General features: G+C 57.0%; 13 protein-coding genes, 1 tRNA gene and 2 rRNA genes (1 of these 16 cut by a window edge). 6 read left to right on the top strand and 10 right to left on the bottom strand.

The features are described from left to right. The 3 genes from LKE65_RS03080 to LKE65_RS03070 form a co-directional block, all read left to right on the top strand. Positions 1-1,158: ribosomal RNA gene (locus tag LKE65_RS03080) — 23S ribosomal RNA — on the top strand (it extends 1,583 nt beyond the left edge of the window). 112 nt (positions 1,159-1,270) lie between these two features. Continuing rightward, positions 1,271-1,386, top strand: a 5S ribosomal RNA gene (gene rrf, locus LKE65_RS03075). Positions 1,387-1,440: 54 nt separating this feature from the next. After that, positions 1,441-1,517 (top strand) — tRNA-Met (locus tag LKE65_RS03070). A 382-nt stretch (positions 1,518-1,899) separates the two neighbouring features. Here the strand turns inward: LKE65_RS03070 and LKE65_RS03065 are convergent. Continuing rightward, positions 1,900-2,271 carry an HdeA/HdeB family chaperone gene (locus LKE65_RS03065; RefSeq protein WP_086647105.1) on the bottom strand — a complete coding sequence of 124 codons (372 nt, stop codon included), beginning with the start codon at positions 2,269-2,271 and terminating at the stop codon, positions 1,900-1,902. Between the two features lie 260 nt (positions 2,272-2,531). Between LKE65_RS03065 and LKE65_RS03060 the strand changes: the two genes are divergently transcribed. After that, entirely contained in the window at positions 2,532-3,599 is a 1,068-nt protein-coding gene (locus LKE65_RS03060; protein ID WP_278740415.1) for an NAD(P)H-dependent flavin oxidoreductase, read from the top strand. A 29-nt stretch (positions 3,600-3,628) separates the two neighbouring features. Here LKE65_RS03060 and LKE65_RS03055 read toward each other — a convergent pair whose 3' ends face one another. The 4 genes from LKE65_RS03055 to exbB form a co-directional block, all read right to left on the bottom strand. Continuing rightward, on the bottom strand, positions 3,629-4,237 hold the full coding sequence (locus LKE65_RS03055; protein ID WP_278740414.1) for a superoxide dismutase: 609 nt from the start codon (positions 4,235-4,237) through the stop codon (positions 3,629-3,631). Between the two features lie 117 nt (positions 4,238-4,354). Next, complete coding sequence (locus LKE65_RS03050) at positions 4,355-5,197, bottom strand: energy transducer TonB family protein (protein WP_278740413.1); 843 nt, start codon at positions 5,195-5,197, stop codon at positions 4,355-4,357. Beyond that, positions 5,194-5,631: a TonB system transport protein ExbD gene (exbD, locus tag LKE65_RS03045; protein WP_278740411.1), complete on the bottom strand. Its 438-nt coding sequence runs from the start codon at positions 5,629-5,631 to the stop codon at positions 5,194-5,196. Before exbD ends, LKE65_RS03050 begins: the two co-directional genes overlap by 4 nt. 15 nt (positions 5,632-5,646) lie before the next feature. Beyond that, a complete protein-coding gene (gene exbB, locus LKE65_RS03040) occupies positions 5,647-6,387 on the bottom strand; it encodes a tonB-system energizer ExbB (protein ID WP_278740409.1) in 741 nt (246 codons plus the stop codon). 469 nt (positions 6,388-6,856) lie between these two features. On the opposite strand from exbB, the gene LKE65_RS03035 reads away from it, so the two are divergent. Together LKE65_RS03035 and LKE65_RS03030 are read left to right on the top strand one after the other, a co-directional pair. Continuing rightward, positions 6,857-9,160 (top strand): TonB-dependent receptor, encoded by a 2,304-nt coding sequence (locus LKE65_RS03035; protein WP_086647100.1) that lies wholly within the window; start codon positions 6,857-6,859, stop codon positions 9,158-9,160. Positions 9,161-9,236: 76 nt separating this feature from the next. Next, positions 9,237-9,899, top strand: a complete 663-nt coding sequence (locus LKE65_RS03030) for a tetratricopeptide repeat protein (protein ID WP_179290166.1) — start codon at positions 9,237-9,239, stop codon at positions 9,897-9,899. Here LKE65_RS03030 and LKE65_RS03025 read toward each other — a convergent pair. The 5 genes from LKE65_RS03025 to holA all read right to left on the bottom strand — a co-directional run bounded on the left by LKE65_RS03025 (position 9,896) and on the right by holA (position 18,863). Further along, positions 9,896-11,173, bottom strand: a complete 1,278-nt coding sequence (locus LKE65_RS03025; RefSeq protein ID WP_278740406.1) for an MFS transporter — start codon at positions 11,171-11,173, stop codon at positions 9,896-9,898. The genes LKE65_RS03030 and LKE65_RS03025 overlap by 4 nt on opposite strands. A 332-nt stretch (positions 11,174-11,505) precedes the next feature. Further along, complete coding sequence (gene aspT, locus LKE65_RS03020; RefSeq protein WP_278740405.1) at positions 11,506-13,194, bottom strand: aspartate-alanine antiporter; 1,689 nt, start codon at positions 13,192-13,194, stop codon at positions 11,506-11,508. 95 nt (positions 13,195-13,289) lie between these two features. Then, positions 13,290-16,019, bottom strand: coding sequence for a beta-eliminating lyase-related protein (locus LKE65_RS03015; protein WP_278740404.1), 2,730 nt, complete (start codon positions 16,017-16,019; stop codon positions 13,290-13,292). 74 nt (positions 16,020-16,093) lie between these two features. Next, positions 16,094-17,080 carry a hypothetical protein gene (locus tag LKE65_RS03010; protein ID WP_278740403.1) on the bottom strand — a complete coding sequence of 329 codons (987 nt, stop codon included), beginning with the start codon at positions 17,078-17,080 and terminating at the stop codon, positions 16,094-16,096. Positions 17,081-17,849: 769 nt separating this feature from the next. After that, positions 17,850-18,863 carry a DNA polymerase III subunit delta gene (holA, locus tag LKE65_RS03005; protein ID WP_278740402.1) on the bottom strand — a complete coding sequence of 338 codons (1,014 nt, stop codon included), beginning with the start codon at positions 18,861-18,863 and terminating at the stop codon, positions 17,850-17,852. Positions 18,864-18,880 lie beyond the last annotated feature (17 nt).

The raw sequence follows: 18,880 nt of genomic DNA, 5'->3' as shown, positions 1-18,880 counted from the left end.
CGAGACCCACATTTGGGCAACCATTTGTGGGTGGCACAGACCAGGGGGTAGCGACTGTTTAGTAAAAACACAGGACTCTGCGAAGTCGAAAGACGACGTATAGGGTCTGACGCCTGCCCGGTGCCGGAAGGTTAAGAGGAGGTGTGAGAGCACTGAATTGAAGCCCCGGTAAACGGCGGCCGTAACTATAACGGTCCTAAGGTAGCGAAATTCCTTGTCGGGTAAGTTCCGACCTGCACGAATGGCGTAACGACTTCCCCGCTGTCTCCAGCATCGGCTCAGCGAAATTGAATTCCCCGTGAAGATGCGGGGTATCCGCGGTCAGACGGAAAGACCCTATGAACCTTTACTGTAGCTTTACAGTGGCATCAGAGACATTCTGTGTAGGATAGGTGGGAGGCTTTGAAGCAGGGGCGCCAGTTCTTGTGGAGCCATCCTTGAAATACCACCCTGAATTTTTCTGATGTCTAACCGCGGCCAGTAAGCCTGGTCCGGGACCCTGTATGGTGGGCAGTTTGACTGGGGCGGTCGCCTCCCAAAGTGTAACGGAGGCGCGCGATGGTGGGCTCAGGCCGGTCGGAAACCGGCTGTTGAGTGCAATGGCATAAGCCCGCCTGACTGCGAGAGTGACAGCTCGAGCAGAGACGAAAGTCGGCCATAGTGATCCGGTGGTCCCGCGTGGAAGGGCCATCGCTCAACGGATAAAAGGTACTCTAGGGATAACAGGCTGATCTCCCCCAAGAGTCCACATCGACGGGGAGGTTTGGCACCTCGATGTCGGCTCATCACATCCTGGGGCTGGAGCAGGTCCCAAGGGTTCGGCTGTTCGCCGATTAAAGTGGTACGTGAGCTGGGTTTAGAACGTCGTGAGACAGTTCGGTCCCTATCTGCCGTGGATGTTGGAGATTTGAGAGGATTTGTCCCTAGTACGAGAGGACCGGGATGAACATACCTCTGGTGCACCGGTTGTCGCGCCAGCGGCACAGCCGGGTAGCTAAGTATGGACGGGATAACCGCTGAAAGCATCTAAGCGGGAAACCCACCTCAAAACTAGATCTCCCTGAGGGTCGTGGTAGACCACCACGTTAATAGGCCAGATGTGAAAGCGTGGTAACACGTGCAGCTAACTGGTCCTAATCACCCAATAGGCTCACTCTCACACTATCCTTACGGATAGCCCGTGCACAGAAATCATCCATAACCACGTCACACACAAAACACCAAAACGCACCAACCGCATCCACACACCCTTACAGGGTAGTCTGGATGACCTGGTGGCCATGGCGGGGAGAGTTCCACCCGATCCCATCCCGAACTCGGCCGTGAAAACCCCCAGCGCCTATGATACTGCGGCTTAAGCCGCGGGAAAGTCGGTCGCCGCCAGGTCTTCCAGTCTACCCTCACAAAACTAAGCCAAAACAAAATCAGCACTCTCTCAACCGCGGGGTGGAGCAGCCCGGTAGCTCGTCAGGCTCATAACCTGAAGGCCGCAGGTTCAAATCCTGCCCCCGCAACCACGCATAAACGTCTGAAAAGACACGACGAACCCGCCCACTTGAGGCGGGTTTTTTTGTGGCCGGAAAAGGGCGGGAAAAACGGAAAATCATCACAGCCTCAGCAGCTAGATCACCGTGAAAAAATCTAGACGGGGGGGGGTATAGGCAGGGGGATTATGCCACTCAGGCTGCAGGCTTGTGGAAAAAGGGATATGGGACCGGATTTCCGCCATGTATAGGAATATGCGGAGTCGTTCCCGTTTTGGTTTATACACATTATCCACAGGGTTATTCACGGGGAATGTACCCTGGGTGTGAGTCAGGTTGAAAAGCGCTGCGCGCGGTAGCCGCAGGTCAGTAACGCAGCGCCGGTCGGGGTGGGAAAAGGGACCACCCGCGGTGATTATTCTGCGCCCTGATGTTTTTCAATGTCGTGGAAGGCGCTTTCCACGGCCGTGTAGAACTTGGATTCCGGGTTTTCGATACAGGACTGTTTTATTTTCTCGGATCCGTACGTCATGTTGCTGACAAAGTCGTTCGGATTGGAATTGGGGTTGCTTTGAGAGAGATCGTTGCTCAGCCCGCTAATATACCCCTGTGCCCAGGCCATGAACTTTTCGTCCGAGCGGGGGTTGATATCCAGAAGCTTCAGATATTTTTCACAAGAAAAATTGCCAAGCCCGATAATACTGGTTTCAGCTTTTGCCGGATGCGAGACAAATAGAGCGAGGCTTAAAAGAAAAACGGTTTTTACGGTGTTATTCCGTAGCATCATGGCTCTTTCCTTCTGGTGCTAATATGCCTGTTGGGCTTTGCAGTGTGCCCTATGGCATATTTATGTTAAAAAATCTCTATGTTCATAATGCAGAGCCGGGTCAGGTCAGGGTTTTTTCTGTTTTAGAAAGAAAACCCATACATTTTATACATAGGTAATTATTCTATCGATTTTTTTCTGATGATTGTTGGGCCGTGCTTATGGTGCGGTTACGCAGGATAAGCCGGAGTGGCCCGGCGCGCGGCAAAAGGAGGGCAGATATGTCTTTTATCGACCAGCTTGGCCTGAGTGTTCCGGTGTTACAGGCACCTATGGCCGGTGTTTCCACACCAGCTCTGGCGGCCGCAGTCAGCAATGCCGGGGCGTTGGGGGCCATTGGGCTTGGCGCAACGGATGCAGCTGGCGCACGAGGCATGATTGAACAGGTGCGCGCACGGACCGAGCGGCCTTTTAACGTCAACCTGTTTGTGCATGCCACGCCACAGCCCGACCCGCAGCGGGAGGCCGTCTGGCTGGATTGGCTACGCCCTTTGTTTGCACAGTATGGGGCATCCGCGCCAGCGGCATTGGCTGCACCTTATACCAGTTTTGAAGATGACCCGGATATGCTGGCCATGTTGCTGGCGCTCAGGCCTCCGGTCATCAGTTTTCATTTTGGTCTGCCGACTCCAGCCAAAGTGCAGGCTTTGCGCAGCACTGGCGCCATTCTGCTGGCCAGCGTGACCAGTCTGGCGGAAGCCCGCTTGGCCGAAAAGGCGGGTATGGATGCCGTAATTGCCCAAGGTGTGGAAGCAGGCGGCCACAGAGGGGTGTTTGATGCCGAAGCCCCGGATGATGCTCTGGGAGTGTTTGTCTTAACGCGTATCCTTGCCCGTCAGGGGCGTTGCCCTGTGGTGGCCGCTGGTGGCGTTATGGATGGCGCAGGTGTGGCCGCAGTGCTGGAACTGGGGGCCGTGGCGGCCCAGATGGGTACGGCGTTTGTGGCTTGCCCCGAATCTGCCGCGGACCAAGCTTACCGGCAGGCGCTGCTGGGGCCAGCCGCATACCACACCCGGTTGATCACGGGTATTTCCGGCAGACCCGCGCGTGGGCTGGCTAACCGCCTGAGCGCCTGGCTCGAGCAGGAAAATGCTCCTCTGCCGCCTGCTTACCCTATTGCCTACGCTGCCGCCAAAGCCCTGAACACCGTAGCCAGAGCTGGGGGGGAAGCAGGGTTTGGCGCGCACTGGGCGGGGCAGGGCGCACCATTGGCCAGAGCTATGCCCGCTGCCCAGTTGGTCAGTACCCTAAAGGCCGAACTGGAGCAGGCCCGCACACCGTGTGGGTGAGTGAGCCTGCGCCAGAGGTGGGTGAAGGTTCAGGCTGCTTTTAGCTGGGCTTCGGCAAACTCATAATTGGCCAGTTTGTCGAGGTAGTTTGTAATGTAATCTGGGCGGCGGTTGCGGAAATCCAGATAATACGCGTGTTCCCACACATCCAGCCCCAGCAGGGCCTGCCCCTGCCCTTCGGCCAGCGGGTTGGAGCCGTTGGCGGTTTTGGTTACGGCCAGCTTGCCCGACGGGGTCAGCACCAGCCATGCCCAACCTGACCCGAACTGCGAGATGGCGGCTTTTTTGAAGTCTTCCTTAAATGCTTCGATACTCCCCAGATCCTGCTTTATTTTTGCTTCCAGCGCGCCGGGAATGGCACCACCATTGGGGGAGAGATTGTTCCAGAACAGGATATGGTTCCAGTGCTGCCCCGCGTTGTTAAACACCGGAGCCAGATCGGCCTTGCCTTTGGCAGCCAGAATAATCTTCTCAAGTGATTTGCCCTGTAGCTCCGGTTTGCTGTCCACAAAGCCATTGAGCGCCGTAACATAGGCCTGATGGTGCTTGTCGTGGTGCAGTTCCAGAGTTTCCTGGCACATGCCTTTGCCAGCAAGGGCGTTATAGGAAAAGGGAAGAGCTGGCAGTTCAAAAGCCATAACGGTTTTCCTTTTATGTCGCGTTTTGGGTGCGCTGCCATGTGGGCGGCGTGGCGTTTGCGCCCTGTGTGGCGCAAAGCTGCTCCTGTCTGGTAACTCCCGCCCCGGCGGCTGGTTTCAGTCACTATTCTGTTTGAGGTCAAACTCTACGGGAACGGTCAGGGTAATCCGCTCACCCTGTACACTTTCTGGCGGGCTGGGCAGGGGTTCTGCCCTGTGGACAAGGGCCAGTGTTTCGGCATCCAGCAGGGCATGGCCGGAACTGCCCGCCAGTCTGGCGGACAGCACGCGGCCTTTGCGGTCCATGGTAAAAGTCAGCAGTGCTGTGCCCTGTTGAGCGTTGGCCTGTGCCTGCGCGGGGTAGCGTTTGTATTTTTCCAGCCGGCCCAGTAGCAGGCCCTGCCATGTGGCAGGCTCGTGCGTGTTCTGGGCAGAGGCCAGCCCGGGCGGGGGGGCTGCCTGCGTGCTGGCCGGGGCCGCCGCAAAGGCTGGTGGGGCGGTGGTTTGTTCCGCTGTTTTGCGCAGGTCTGGGGCGGGTGTGGGCAGGCGTGGTGCAGGTGTGTGTTTTTTAACAATCTTGTGGAGTTTTTCCGGCATCGGCACGGGCACCGGCGGGTTGGGGGCCGGTGCTGGCGGGGCGGAAACTTCCGGCGGCAGCTCGGGTGCCGGATCGGGCTGGGAGAGGGTCTGCTGCGGCCCCGGTGGTGCATCTGTCGGGGGGGCGGGGATGGAGAGCGGGCTGGGTGCTAGGTCCATGGCAATAGCGGGGGGAGCCGCATCCTGCATAGGAGCGGTGGGTGCTGGCAGCAGCAGGAGCCAGCCAAGAACACCCCCGCCAATGGCGCTGACCCCTAGAAGGGAAACCCCCCATAACCGTGCCTCGCGGCGCTGCTCCCTGCGTAGCCGCTCGGCCTTCCAGTGGTGGAAAGAGAATGGGAGGGGGGAAGCCGAGGCGCTCATGGAACCTGTGCGCCTTCTTCCTGCCCTTGCAGGTTGACCAGAGCCACCTTGAGGAACCCGGCCGTGCGCAGCTTGTCCATGACGCTCATAAGGGTTGCGTAATCCACGGTTTTGTCAGCGCGCAAAAAAATCCGCTCGTCCTTGTTCCCGTTTGCTGCGGTATTCAGGGCGGTGGGCAGGTCGTTCTGGGCAACGCTGTTCTCCCCTACAGCCAGGGTCTGGTCGGCTTTTATGGTGACAAACACAGGGTTGTCTGGCCGGGGGGCGGGCTGCTGTGTGGACGATGGCAGGTCCACGGGTACGTTTACGGTTGTCAGCGGGGTCGTGACCATAAAAATGATCAGCAGAACAAGCATGACATCAATAAACGGGGTGACGTTAATCTCGTGCGCCTCATGGAGGGTGTCATCTGTATGGCGCAGGCGGATGGCCATGGCTGTGGCTCCCTTTTATTCTGCGCCGGTCGCGCGGCTGCCAAAGCGCACCACGCGGCCCTTGTCCAGCAGGCTTTGCATCCGCCCCAGATCGCGCGAGACCAGACGCATGACAAGGGAGGCAATATCCCCCACCTGTGCCCGGCATGCGGCCGACTGGCGGGCCAGATGGTTGTAAATAACAACGGCGGGAATGGCCGCAACCAGCCCCAGAGCTGTTGCCAGCAGGGCTTCTGCAATGCCGGGTGCCACCACAGCCAGACTGGTGGCCTTGCTGGCGGCAATGCCGGTAAAGGATGTCATGATCCCCCAGACCGTGCCAAACAGCCCCACAAAAGGGGAAGTTGCCCCTATGGTGGCCAGCAGGCCGGTGCCACGCAGCAGGCGGCGGCTTTCTGTCGCTTCCAGCCGTTCAAGGTGCAGAACAATGCGTTCTTTCAGCCCTTCCGTATCGTCAGGAATATCCTGCGAGCGGGCACGCTCTGTTTCGGCTGCCATAACCAGCGTGTGGGCAATGCGGCAGTCGCGCGTATGGGCTTCGGCCCCGTCCAGCGTGTCGGCTTCTTCCAGAATGGTTTCAGCCTGTGTCAGGCCTTTTTTCGTGCGGATGAGCTCGATGGATTTGGCGAGCAGTACTGTCCAGCTGAGCAGGCTGGCCAGTATCAGAATGACCATAACGCCCTGCACAATGGGGCCTGCGCCAAGGAACATCTCCCACGGGGAAAAATTCTGCGAAAGTTGCGGGGCAGAGGGCATGGTTCCTACCTGTTCAGTAACAATCCAGATATTGGCAGTAAGGGGAAAACGCCTTTTATTTTCTGTAGTTATGGCGTTTTTTCTGTCCCCGAGCGTACCGGGACTATGGTTTTTGCGCAGCTCACCCCTGAGCGGATGAGGCCTCGCGCGGTGCCTGAGCAATGCCTAAACGCGATTTTAATTGCAAGTGAGAATCTTTATCAAATTGGAAAAATCCAGAATTAGGCCGTCTGGTCCAAAAAATGGCGTTTTGCATTTAGCCTGATTATGTAAGGGGGAACCAAAAAAACAGCACCAGATTGGTATGTATTGGTTGTGGTAAATTTAACACAATCATCATATCAAGGCAATTATCGTTATTGATAATCATTTGCATATCAGACCTGATTAAAATTATGTGGCGGTGTGTTTCAATCAGATTCTGAAAGCGTTCCGTCTCATCCCAAGGGCGGAACGGGGAGTATAGTGCATGGGTTACTCACAGCGGCCTCCAGCACAGGGCAAAACATTGCGCACCGCCATGGCCATTGGTGTTTCGGTGGGGTTTGGTTTTGCCGCAGGGGAGGCCGAGGCACAGGACCTGCCAGGTGGGGCGGAGCCATCCTCGTCTGATCATGCCATCAAACTGCCAGCCGTGCGTGTTGGTGGCCACGCCACGCAGGATGACCAGAACGGATACCAGTCTGGCAATACCAACAGTCAGATACTCAATATTTCCAGAATGCCAGATAGTGTGCGGGATACGCCGCAAACGATCAGTGTTGTCCCTCAGGAGCTGATCAAGCAGCAGCGTGCCTTTACACTGGACCAGGCCCTTAGCAACGTGCCGGGCATTACCATGTCTACCGGTGAGGGCGCAGGCGGGCTTAACGGTGACCAGTTCCGCATCCGGGGTTTGCAGGCGCGGGGTGATATGTACACCGATGGCCTGCGCGATTTTGGCACCTACACGCGCGATATGTTCAATACCGAGAGTGTAGAGGTCATCAAAGGGCCGTCGGGTGAGTATTTTGGCGCGGGCAATGTGGGCGGGGTGATCAACCAGACCCAGAAGCACGCCCATCTGGGCAAGTCCTTTAGCTATGACCAGTCTTTTGGTAGCGGCCCCCTCTTCCGCGGGGAAGGGGACATCAACTACCAGATCAATAATGACATGGCCATTCGGGTGAACGGCATGTTCAACCGGCAGGATATTGTGGACCGGAATAACGTCAGCGCCAACCGCTATGGTGCCGCGGTGGATTTTGGTGTTGGCCTGCGCAGCAAAACCTCGTGGCATCTGACATGGCAGTGGCTGGGGAGTGACAGCAACCCGGATTACGGGGTTAGCATGTTGCAGGTAAACGGCATTTACCGCCCGATTACCCAGTACGGCCTGCCGCGCAATACCAGCTACACCCGCAGTTTTGACCGCGACCAGTCCAATATTCATACCATTACATCGGTGCTGAAATCCGAGGTCAACAGCTGGTTGACCATCAGCAACGATACGCGGCTTAGTCTGTACGAGCGTGACTATGCCGCCACCACCCCCGCCGCCTGTAGTGGGGCCTGCGCAACGGCGTTCCTTAATGGGGGCAACCCGACCCTGCCTTATGGTGCGGGTGGCGGTGCTGCTTACCGCCAGCAGGGCTGGGGGGTACAGAACGTGTTTATGGGGCGGGCACGCTTTAACACCGGTTTTGTCAAACATGACCTTAAAGCCGGGGTGGATATAAACTATACAAGCGATTCCCGCTGGCCGGGCAGTTATGCCAACCGCAGCAACGACCAGAGCATTCGCAACCCGCAATATCAGGCCAGCGGCACAACGCTCCGCTTCCCCGATGCAGGGTATGGCAACGCCAATGCGCGTGATCTTGGCCTGTTTATTGCCGATAAAATCCAGTTGACCAAACAGCTTGCCCTGTTTGGCACCGGGCGGTGGGATTCCTTTGCCAGCACGTACTATTCCCGCGCCACACAGGCGAATGGCCGTGCGGAGCAGAAGTCCGACCGCTGGAGCCCATCGGGCAGTATTGTGTATTCACCTTTCAAAATTGCTTCATTCTACTTCACATTTGCCCGCTCGTATAAGCCGGTTGGCACGGATGTGTCCTCTCAGGTCACGCTCAGGGCCACCACGCATGACGTGGCGCAAAAGGGGGTTGATCTTTCCCCCCAGCGGAGTGACCTGTTCGAGTTTGGCAGCAAGGCAGACTTCCTGAACAAAAAACTTGGGACAACACTGGCCTTTTTCCAGATCAGTGAAAACAACTCCCAGTACACCGACGTCAATGGGGATCTGACGACCGGCTTCGGGGATGCCGGGAGTGGTCGCCGTATCCGTGGTGTTGAACTGAGCGCAACCGGAAAGATTACTGACGACTGGCAGGTTTTTGCATCCTACTCCTATATGGATGGCAAGGTGACCCACAGCGCAACTTCCAATGGCAAAACCGCACCGCAGGTGCCGCATAACACCATGTCGGTCTGGAGTTCGTACGACCTGTCCCGCGCACTCCTTAATCCGAACTGGGGTGACCTCAAGGTTGGGGGCGGGGTGCAGTATGCATCAGGTTACTGGGCTGGCCCGGATACGACCAATACCGCACGCATGCCGCACAACTTCAATTTTAACGGGATGTTGTCATGGGAATACAGGCATTATCGTGTTTCGTTCAATGCCAACAACATTACCAATCACCTGAACTACGCGTCGTCCTTCTCGGGGAGTCGGGCTGTGCCGGCTGCCGGGCGCACCTTTATTGGCAACGTTGGTGTTACGTTCTAACCCTATGCCAGAACGTGCAGGTCAGGGTGCTGGGGGTGTGCCACGTGCTGGGGTGAATACCCCCGGCAGGCCCCTGGTGCCGGCTACCATAAGGCCCGCGGGTGGGGGAGCTCCGTCCTCCCCCGCTATGGGGCAGCTTGTGCTGGCACAGATTTATCTGGACCGTGGGCAGATGCAGGCGGCCTTCAGTATGATTGAAGTTGCTGCCAGAAGTGGCTCTGCCCCGGCCCTGAACATGCTTGGCCGTGCCTATGAGCGGGGCTGGGGAGTAACCCCCAATCCGCTTTTGGCCATGCAGTATTTTGAAATGGCCGCACAGCAGAATTACGGCTGGGCGTTTTTTAATATGGCGGATCTGTACATGGCAGGGCATGGCCTGCCGCGTGACGTGGAGCGGGCTTATGCACTTTACGTGAGGGCAGCGCAGGCCGGTGTTGCAAAAGCCCTGAACATGATTGGACTTTTGCATGAGGATAATAACCCGCCCAGCATAGCCGTGGCCCGCCAGTATTACATGGCGGCGGCAGAGGCGGGGGATTGCTGGGGGGCGCTGAACATGGCCCGGCTGGCCTTGCAGGCAGGCGATATTCCAGCCGCACAGGCGTTTTTTTGCCAAACGCTCGAAACCGGGTTTGATGCGTGTTTTATGGCCATGCAGAAACTTCTGCCCTTCATGCCCGCCCCCTACGGAGCGGACCTGATGGAGCGCACCAACCAGCGCCTGCGCAGGCAGCCCTAGCGGCTGGTGCGGCGGCGTGGCCCCGTTTCATGCAGGAAAAAGGTCAGCACCCCTGCCAGCACAATACCCGCCAGCCCAAAGCTGAACGCCTGCGAAAACTGCACGCCAGTCAAAGCCTGCCCGTGGCCCAGATGCTGCAAAAAGGCTGCAAACAGGGGGGAGGCAATGGCGCTCATGACAAACACCAGAAAATTAATGGCTCCGGTTGCACTGCCTTTTACCTCGTCGGCGTTGACCTCCTTGATAATGGAATAGGGGATCATGGCGGCACCGGAGGACACACCCAGCATAAAGGCCAGAACATAAGGGGGGAATGTGTTGCCTGGCAGGTAAATAATGGCAGCAACTGTCAGCGCCATAACCACAATGCCACCCAGCAGCACGGGTTTGCGGCGGCCTATGCGGTCGGTCAGGTAGCCAAGGGCTGGGCAGCCCACCATCCAGCCAACCGGCACCATGGCGGCACGCATCACGGCCTCATGGTACCCAATGTGCCAGCTCTGGGTTAAAAAGGTTATGCCCCATGTCATGCTGCCAACGGTTGTTGGCAAAAACAGCAGGCCAGAACACAACCCGCACAAATAGGATTGCGGGTTGGAGAGCACGCTCCTGTAAGGCGCGAACATGGACCCTGCCGGGTGGTGCGCTGCGGTGGCACTCTTGTGCTCGCCCGGGGTCAGGAAAAAAATGAACACGGCCACAAGGGCAATTAGCCCGCCTGTATCAATCCAGAAAAAATGCCAGTTGAGCACACCATGGATCAGCCATGCCACGGTAGACTGGCCCATGGCACCCCCCATCATGCCCGCGCATTGGGTAACCCCCACGGCAGTTGCCAGATGCTGTTTGGAAAAGCCACGCGCGGCAAGGTACACGGCCCCGACAAACGCAAAGGCCGAGCCCGCACCCTGCATCAGCCGGCCCAGACCCGCCATCCACTCATTGCCCCAGCCAAACAGGCATGTGCCCGTTGCCAGCACCAGTGCCCCAAAGGAAATGGTGTATTTGGCCCCCCATCTGTCCACCGCGGCACCCGAGACAATGGAGCACAGGGAATAGGTGTAATAGTAAAGTCCCAGCAGGGAGCCCAGCCCGACGGTTGTCAGCCCAAAGGCGGACACAAGCTCGCCCACCATCACGCTGGGGGCAGAGCGGGTGGAATACTGCAACCAGTAAAACACCAGGCACAAAAACCACGCGACAACATAGGCGTTCTGGTTGGTTATGGCGGGTTTGTGCGTGGGGGAAGGAACCGGTTGCGGGGCCGAGGGCATGCGATTATTCCGTTAATTCATATTTAAATTAAGTATTTTGTGGCGCACTTATAAAAAGGATTTCCCGGGCTTTTACAAGGTAAGGCACGCTGCCCCCATCGGCCCGGCGGGGGCAACTCAACTTCGGGCGATGCACGGGCAGGTGCGCGCGCAAGGGCTGCGTGCTTGCGCGAGCTTTGTTTTATCGGGGGGAGGTGTCTGGCCGGTAAGGGGGTGCTCTGCCCGTATGGGGGCCAATATGGACCAGCCAGACACAAAAAGATTGGCGCGCACAAAGCGCGCCCGCCTGTGCCGCGCCGTATTATGTGCGGCGCGGTATGGGGGTAATATGCTCAGGCAAGCAGGAGTACTATGACCAGTCCCCACATGGTCAGCAAGGTGTTGCTGACCGCGTAAGGCACTGTGTAGCCCAGCATGGGCACGTTGCTTTTGGCCACGTCGGCCACCATTGCAACCGAGGCGGTGCTGGTGCGCGCGCCCCCACAGCACCCCAGATTGATCGCGGGGTCAAAGCGGAAGATGTATTTGCCAATAAGCGGGGCAAGCAGCATGGGCATGGCGCTGGCAAACACACCCCAGAAAAACACGCTAATCCCGGCCTCCTGCAACCCCTTGATAAAGGTTGGACCGGCAGAAATGCCTACAACCGCAATAAAGATGTTCAGGCCCACCGTGTTCATGAACCATACGGAGGCCGAAGGCACGCTCCCCAGCTTTGGGGTAACACCACGCAGCCAGCCCAGCACCAGCCCCGCGATCAGCGCCCCACCGGAGGAGGACAGGGTAATGGGCACGCCGCCCACAGGCAGCACAAGCGAGCCCAGAAGCCCCCCTACAAAAATACCGCCCCCTACCAGCACCATGCTGGTGGCATTGGTTGGGCGGTCGGCATAACCCACATTCGCGATTACGTCGGCCACATGCCTGCGGCTGCCGGTAATGTTGATAATATCCCCACGGTTGATGGCCGTCTGGGAGAGAACGGGTATTTCCACATTCATGGAGCCACGGCGGATGGCGTTAATGTAAATGCCACGCGCATACGGGGCGGTGGACAGGTCAACAAGGCGCTGGCCGCCAAGCTGCTTGCTGGTAACCACCACATCCACCGTTTCCACCGGTATTTCAATCAGTTCCTGGTCAGCCACTTCTTCGGCATGGTTGGACCAGTAAACCAGTGCATCATGTGGGCCGGATACGGCAACAATATCGCCCTCACGCAGCAGGGTTGTGGGCGTGAAGGGAATAATCCTTCCGTCCCGGCGCAGGTTTTCAAGAAAAATGCGCGTATCCTGCGCTTGTTCTGCTTCCGCTACGGTTTTGCCGGCAATCAGGCCGGTGGTTTTCAGCCTGTAAGCACGAATAATATAGTTGTGCCATGCGGTATCGGCATTCTCGTTTATGGGGCGGATGTTCATCTCGCGCTCATAGCGCTCACACTCCTGCGCCAGATTGATGCGCAGGAGCTTGGGCCCCAGAAATGCCAGCATCCAGCCCGTGCCCACCGTGCCGAACAGGTAGGTGACCGCGTAGGCAACGGGTATGGCGTTCAGTTCGGCCTGAATCTGCTCTGTTGGTAGCCCGCTACGGTTGATGGCATCGGTCGCCAGACCAATGGAGGCGGAAATGGTTTGCGAACCGGCCAAAAGCCCTTCCGCCATACCCGGCCCATAGCCCGAGACAATAGCCGCCACATACACACACACCAGACACAGGGCGGAAATGATGATGGCAAAAATAGCCTGTGGCAAACCGTCATTGGCAATGCCGCGCACAAATTGCGGGCCAACACCAAAGCCTACGGCAAACAGGAACATGATAAAAAAGACGGATTTAACTTGGGGCGAAATGGCAATGCCCAACTGCCCGACCAGCACCCCGGCCAGCAGCGTGCCCGTAACGGCCCCAAGGCTGAAACTGCCGAACTTGAGCGACCCGATCCAGAAGCCGATCGCCAGTGTCAGAAAGATTGCCAGCTCCGGAGAGGCGCGTAGCGTCTCTGCAATCCAGTGCACTGTCATGTGTAAGCTCCTTTACCCGCAAGTGCGCCTTGCAGAGCCTGTGCAAAAACCATGCTCCCGCACGTAAGGTGCGGGAGCGGGCAGGTTAGGGGGGATCAGCCTTTGTTTTTGCCGGGAACACGCTTGAGCAGCTTGAGGCCCAGAGCTTTGTTAAAGCCGTGGATTTCCTTCACATCCAGCTTGCGCATGAAATCCACAATGCCCTGCGTAATAACCTGCCCCGGCACCATGATGGGAAAACCCGGAGGGTAGGGAATAACAAAGTTGGCGGAAACAAGAGCCGGACCAGATTGCAGGCGTTTGGCAATTTCTGGGCTATCGAGCGGTATGTATTCGCACTCGGCTTCATTATACGCATCATAAAACGCGCGGCGGATGTCCCCGTGCAGGGTGGGGTCTTTGGGCTGGTCGCGGTAGCGGTCATCAAAATGACTGAAGTTGGGCAGCTCGGGCAGGTCATCCACCAGCGCGTGCACCCTGTTTTCAAACGTTTTCTGATACCCTTCGTCGTTATCGGCAATTTTTTTGTCAATGTCGGTGGCAATGTCCACCAGAACCCGGATCAGCAGGGCAATGTCGGAGCGGGTGTTGTTGATGTTGGACTGAAGCAGAACGCTGTTGCGTGACGTTTTGTTGAGCTGGATATTGAACTTGTCGGCCAGAGTGTTCTTGAATGTCGTGCCGTCAAAGCCCGCCGCCCCGCAGGACAGGGTCATGCGTGTGGGGTCAAGCAGGAACTCATCGGTCTTGATGGACTGTAGAGCCTTGTCCCAGCTTATGCTGGGGTCATTGTAATCCGTCAGCCCGGACTGGCGGAACGCTCCGGGGATCATTTCCGCACTGTTGAGCACCCGGAAGTATTTGGAAATCAGCTTGTGGCTGTTGACCTGTTTGCGAATTTCCAGTGCGATCTGCAAGGCGTTGCTGACCAGCCCGTAACCTTCAAGCTGCATCTGGCGGCGCGCAATATCCAGTGATGCAATAATCTGGAGGTTGGGGCTGGTGGAGGCGTGCGTAAACACGGCCTCATGGAACTGGGACTCCACATGTTCGAAGTCCACATCCTTGACCAGCACAATGGAGCCCTGCCGCAACGCGGACATGGATTTATGCACCGAGTTGGTCTGGTACACCCGCAGCCGCACCGCACGCGGGTCGGGTACAAGGCGTGTGTTCAGCAGGGTTTCATCATCAGGGGCGTTGCCCAGTGTGCTGGCCTGCTTGTCCCATGCCTGCTGGGCCTCTGGCCGGGTGAGGGATTCGGTCAGGGCCGCAGCGGCGCCCATGGCCGTGCGCTGGCGCAGCAGGGGTGACCAGTGGGCAAAGCCAAACCAGGCCTCGTCCCACAAAAAGATCAGGTCGGGTTTAATGGCAAGGCATTCTTCCATAACCCGGCGGGTGTCGTACACATGGCCGTCAAACGTGCAGTTGGTCAGGTCCACCATTTTTACACGGGCCAGATCACCATGCGCTTTAAGGGCCAGCAGGGCCTGCTTGATCGTGCGCAGCGGCACACCCCCATACATGGAGTATTCCACCAGCGGGAAGGCTTCCACATAATAAGGCTGTGCGCCTGCCAGCACGCACCCGTAATGGTGGGATTTGTGGCAGTTGCGGTCCAGAATAACAATGTCGCCCGGTGCCAGCAGGGCCTGAAGCACCATCTTGTTGCTGGTGGACGTGCCGTTGGTTACAAAAAAGGCGTGGTCGGCCCCAAAGGCCTGCGCCGCCATGGCCTGCGCATCCTTGATATTACCTGTCGGCTCCAGCAGGCTGTCCAGCCCGCCGGTGGTGGCGGAGCTTTCGGCCAAAAACAGGTTGGGGCCGTAAAACTCGCCCATGTCGCTGATCCAGTTGGACGTAAAGACCGACTTGCCGCGGGCTATGGGCAGGGCATGGAACGTGGCAATGGGGCGCTGGGCATAGCGTTTGAGGTTGTCAAAAAACGGCGTTTTATACCGGTTGCGTATGCCTTCCAGAATGGACAGGTGCAGTTCCAGAGGTTCTTCCATCTGGTAGAAAATACGGTTGAAAAACCGGCTCTCGGGCTTGCCTGCCAGTGTTTCGATATTTCTGTCGCTCAGCAGGTAGATGTCCATTTCCGGACGGATTTTTTTAATGGCCTGCGCAAGCTGCAACACCAGTGTTTCGTCGTCCCCAATGGTCGAGAAGTCGATCACACTCTGAAAAGCCGCCAGAAGCGGGTTTTCGGTCAGGCTTTGCGCGGTAAACCCTTCGTAAAGGACTACGGCCCCAATATCGGGGTTCAGCAAAATCCCTGTCAGGGCGTCCTGTGCGTTGCCCACAATAACCGGCTGGTAAATAAAGTCGTCTTCCGCACGGCGCACACCGCGTGCTTCTTCCTGAATAAGCGGCCAGCGCGAGCGGGCATGGGGCACCACGCTCAGGACCTCAAAATAAGGTGTGCTTTTCAGGTGCGTTATGGCCTGCGGCAGGCGGTTAAGGGGTTCATCATCATGGTCATCCATGTTCCACGCAGAGGCATCGCGGTGGTATTTGCGCGAGACAATGGTGGTGGAAATACGCTGGGCAAGGCGCAGGAAGGCCTTGTTGTCGTCATCACTCAGGCAGCTTTTCAGCCGCTCAAGCAGCTGTGCGCCCGGATAGGCAAAAAACCGCTCAACCTCATCCAGTTTTTCCAATGAACTGGAAAGACTTTTTTTAATATCTGCCGCATTGGTCGTGGACCATTTGCGAGCCAGATCAAGGACCAGAAGCCACCGGTCCGCGCGCAGGGCAGGAGTTGCCAGTGTGGTGCTGATAAGCGAACGCACAGGCTGATCGCAAGGAGTGCTGGAGGTCATGCAGATTTTTCCTGTTTTGTAAAAAACTGAAGAAAAATGGATTTATTTTGTGGATGTTAGGGCAGGGTGTCCTGTCATTTGTTGACAGGAATGGTCACCACGGCTCCGGGGTTCAGGGTTGTTTTGGACAGTTCCAGAAGCATCTGGGTAATTGTAAACGCCAGTTTGCTTTCAAAATCCCCGCGATCAATCCAGTAATAATAATGGTCGTACAGAATGGATACAAACGCGTTATCAGGCTGCTTGTGCCCCGAATGTACATTCATCAGGGGTTTGGCCCCATTATTGCCCGCCACATCAACGGATTTGCGGGTATTACCGGAGGAAACCTCATCATCAGGAATTTGAATCTGGTAGGCGATCTGGCCAAGAATACTCAGCATGCTTCTGGTCAGCATTTTGATTTGCCCCGGACTGGGGGCACCAACACCATATACAACTTCCATCCGCTCAGATTTGGGCGAAAAGTTAAGCTGTTTTTTGGTTTTTTCCGCAATGGCTGCAAGGTTTGGGTCTGCTGTTGATGAAATACTCATGAAAACACGGCTGTTTTCAATTTCTTTACCATTTGTGCCAGATGCCTGCTGGAGCTGAATGTTCAGCAGGCCCGCTGCCTGTAAAAGACGCAGGTCATGCAGAAGGCTGAAAAAATCTGCACTATGGGCATCAACCTCGGCATCAATATCCCCCGCATTGCGTGAAAATGGCCGGTTATTACTGAAAAGATCAATGGACTGCACGGACAGCCGCAACAGGACATCTATAGGCAACCCGCCCATGGCCAGCGGCAAAAGGCTGGCGGGGGGCAGCGGGCGTAAAAAATTATGGGCGTAGGCATCACCCGTTACGGGCTGAAAGGTAAAGGTCGGGCTTTCCTGCAACTGTGCGGCTATGCCCCCGTTGGGGCGAATGGGAAAAGTGTCTGATGCAACACCAAGAAAACCACTGCGCTGCAACTGGTAGCCTGAAATAAGCTGTGTTGTGTCCAAAAATCCGGGTGTATCTGCATAACGCAGGCGCACAAGGTTGGAGAGTGTCTGCCGTTTACTGGCTTCGATCATGGAACTTGCATACTGGTCCTGATCTTTTCCGAGCTTATAGCTTCCAATACTATAACAGCCACTTGTGAATAAAATAAGAGAGCAACACAATATTCTTTCAGCTACACGTTTCATGTGTCACCTTTCAGAATGCTGGATGGTCTCAAACATTCTATGACTAAGATATAATGGACTTTTTTAGAGCATTATTTCTTTTACCCGGCAAGGTGGAATGGAAGAATAACTTTTTTGTGACGATATTTTCAAATGTATTTTGTTTAGTATTTTATAACTTGTTATTTAATGCCAAACATTACTTTGCGGGTGGTCGCAGTATGCACCCCGCCATGCGGCAGGGCACGTGCGTTGATCAAAGCATAACGCACAGGGGCATGCAGGCTGACCGGGAAAAGGGGAGTGTGTGTTGGTGTCCGCGGCGGGATTCGAACCCACGGCCCCAGGATTCATCCCACTACAGCTTTCACTGCCGCTGCGTTGCCGAAGCGTTTGTGGGCTGGACTGTCCCTTTACCATAGACCTGTAAACAACAGGCCTTTAGGCACCGCCCGTCCAGTCTCTACACCTTCCGTTCCTGTGGAACGGCTTGGCTCGGGATTGGCAAGGCCCTTGCAGGCCGTAGCGTTCCCCGACTTTGAGCGGATTCACCATAATGTTTCCAGTTATGGTGCCCAATTAAATAGGAATCCTGTGCTCTATCCTACTGAGCTACGCGGACACACCGCTTTTGTATACTGAATGCCCCCTGAGCGGACAAGGGGAAAAGCAGGCGCTAGCGGCGGCTGTACAGCGCTGCGCGGGCTGCCAATGTTGCAATGTGGCGGCGGCAGAGCAGCAGGTCGGGGGCCCCGGTCTGCTTGCAGGCCAGCTCCAGTGCCTGTAGCTCTGCCAGCTCTTTGCTTAACGCTGGTAAGGACCAGAACTCCAACGCACGGCTAAAACTGGCCGTACGCTTGAAAAACACGGGGGGACGCAGGGTTTTAAGTGCGTCACTCCGGCTCTGCCCCGCCGCCATGGCGGCCCGTACCCTGCGCAGGCGGTGCATGTGGCCCATAAAAGCACGGATAATGGCAATGGGGGCAGTGCCTTCGGCCAGTGCACGCTCGAGCGCGGTATCGGTTTCTGTCCGGTTGCCCTCTGTTGCGGCAAAGGCTGCATCTTCAACCGATACGCTTCCGGCATCGCCAATGCAGGCGCGCACGTCCTCCAGCGCCAGAGTGCCGGTGTCCCCCGCGTAAAGGGCCAGTTTTTCCACCTCGCTGCGGGCTGCCGCGCGGTCCGCCCCCAAGCGGCCTGCCAGCCAGTGCAGGGCATCGCTATCAATTTGTACATGGTGGGCGCCCAGCATCTGGGTAATGGAGGATTCCAGATTACGCCCTTCTTCGGGGTAGCAGCCAATGCTGGCGCATACGGGCAGTTTTTCCATGAGCTGGCGCAGCTTGGAGCGGGAGGCAAGGCCCGGAGCTTCCAGTATAACCAGTGTGTCCGTGTTCTGGGCCAGAACATGCTCTACGGGTTTGAGCAGCGTGTCCGAGGCATCTCGCACACGCACAACCCGGCGGCCGCCCATAAGGGAGAGAGCCGTGGCTTCCTCTTCCAGTCTGTTGTGGGTTTCGCGGTCCAGCAGGGCTATGCGGAAGGGGTCGTCCAGCGTGCCAGCCAGCCGGTGCGTGGCCTGTAAGGCCCGTTCGCGGATCAGCCCCGTATCTTCCCCATGGAGCAGGATCACGCGCCACGCTCCGGGGTCGTTGAGAACACGGGCAGTGCCGCGGGCGTCTATTTTCATGACCAGCCCGCCCGGTG

Origin of the sequence: Acetobacter fabarum (genome assembly GCF_022483405.1) — a bacterium.
Taxonomy (GTDB): domain Bacteria; phylum Pseudomonadota; class Alphaproteobacteria; order Acetobacterales; family Acetobacteraceae; genus Acetobacter; species Acetobacter fabarum.
This window is presented reverse-complemented; position numbering and strand designations above follow the sequence as displayed.

Coding starts and splice junctions, on each gene's coding strand:
- LKE65_RS03050 (WP_278740413.1), bottom strand. CDS start 5,197: ATGAGCGCCTCGGCTTCCCCCCTCCCATTCTCTTTCCACCACTGGAAG.
- LKE65_RS03025 (WP_278740406.1), bottom strand. CDS start 11,173: ATGCCCTCGGCCCCGCAACCGGTTCCTTCCCCCACGCACAAACCCGCC.
- exbD (WP_278740411.1), bottom strand. CDS start 5,631: ATGGCCATCCGCCTGCGCCATACAGATGACACCCTCCATGAGGCGCAC.
- LKE65_RS03060 (WP_278740415.1), top strand. CDS start 2,532: ATGTCTTTTATCGACCAGCTTGGCCTGAGTGTTCCGGTGTTACAGGCA.
- LKE65_RS03065 (WP_086647105.1), bottom strand. CDS start 2,271: ATGATGCTACGGAATAACACCGTAAAAACCGTTTTTCTTTTAAGCCTC.
- LKE65_RS03035 (WP_086647100.1), top strand. CDS start 6,857: ATGGGTTACTCACAGCGGCCTCCAGCACAGGGCAAAACATTGCGCACC.
- LKE65_RS03055 (WP_278740414.1), bottom strand. CDS start 4,237: ATGGCTTTTGAACTGCCAGCTCTTCCCTTTTCCTATAACGCCCTTGCT.
- exbB (WP_278740409.1), bottom strand. CDS start 6,387: ATGCCCTCTGCCCCGCAACTTTCGCAGAATTTTTCCCCGTGGGAGATG.
- holA (WP_278740402.1), bottom strand. CDS start 18,863: ATGAAAATAGACGCCCGCGGCACTGCCCGTGTTCTCAACGACCCCGGA.
- LKE65_RS03015 (WP_278740404.1), bottom strand. CDS start 16,019: ATGACCTCCAGCACTCCTTGCGATCAGCCTGTGCGTTCGCTTATCAGC.
- LKE65_RS03010 (WP_278740403.1), bottom strand. CDS start 17,080: ATGATCGAAGCCAGTAAACGGCAGACACTCTCCAACCTTGTGCGCCTG.
- aspT (WP_278740405.1), bottom strand. CDS start 13,194: ATGACAGTGCACTGGATTGCAGAGACGCTACGCGCCTCTCCGGAGCTG.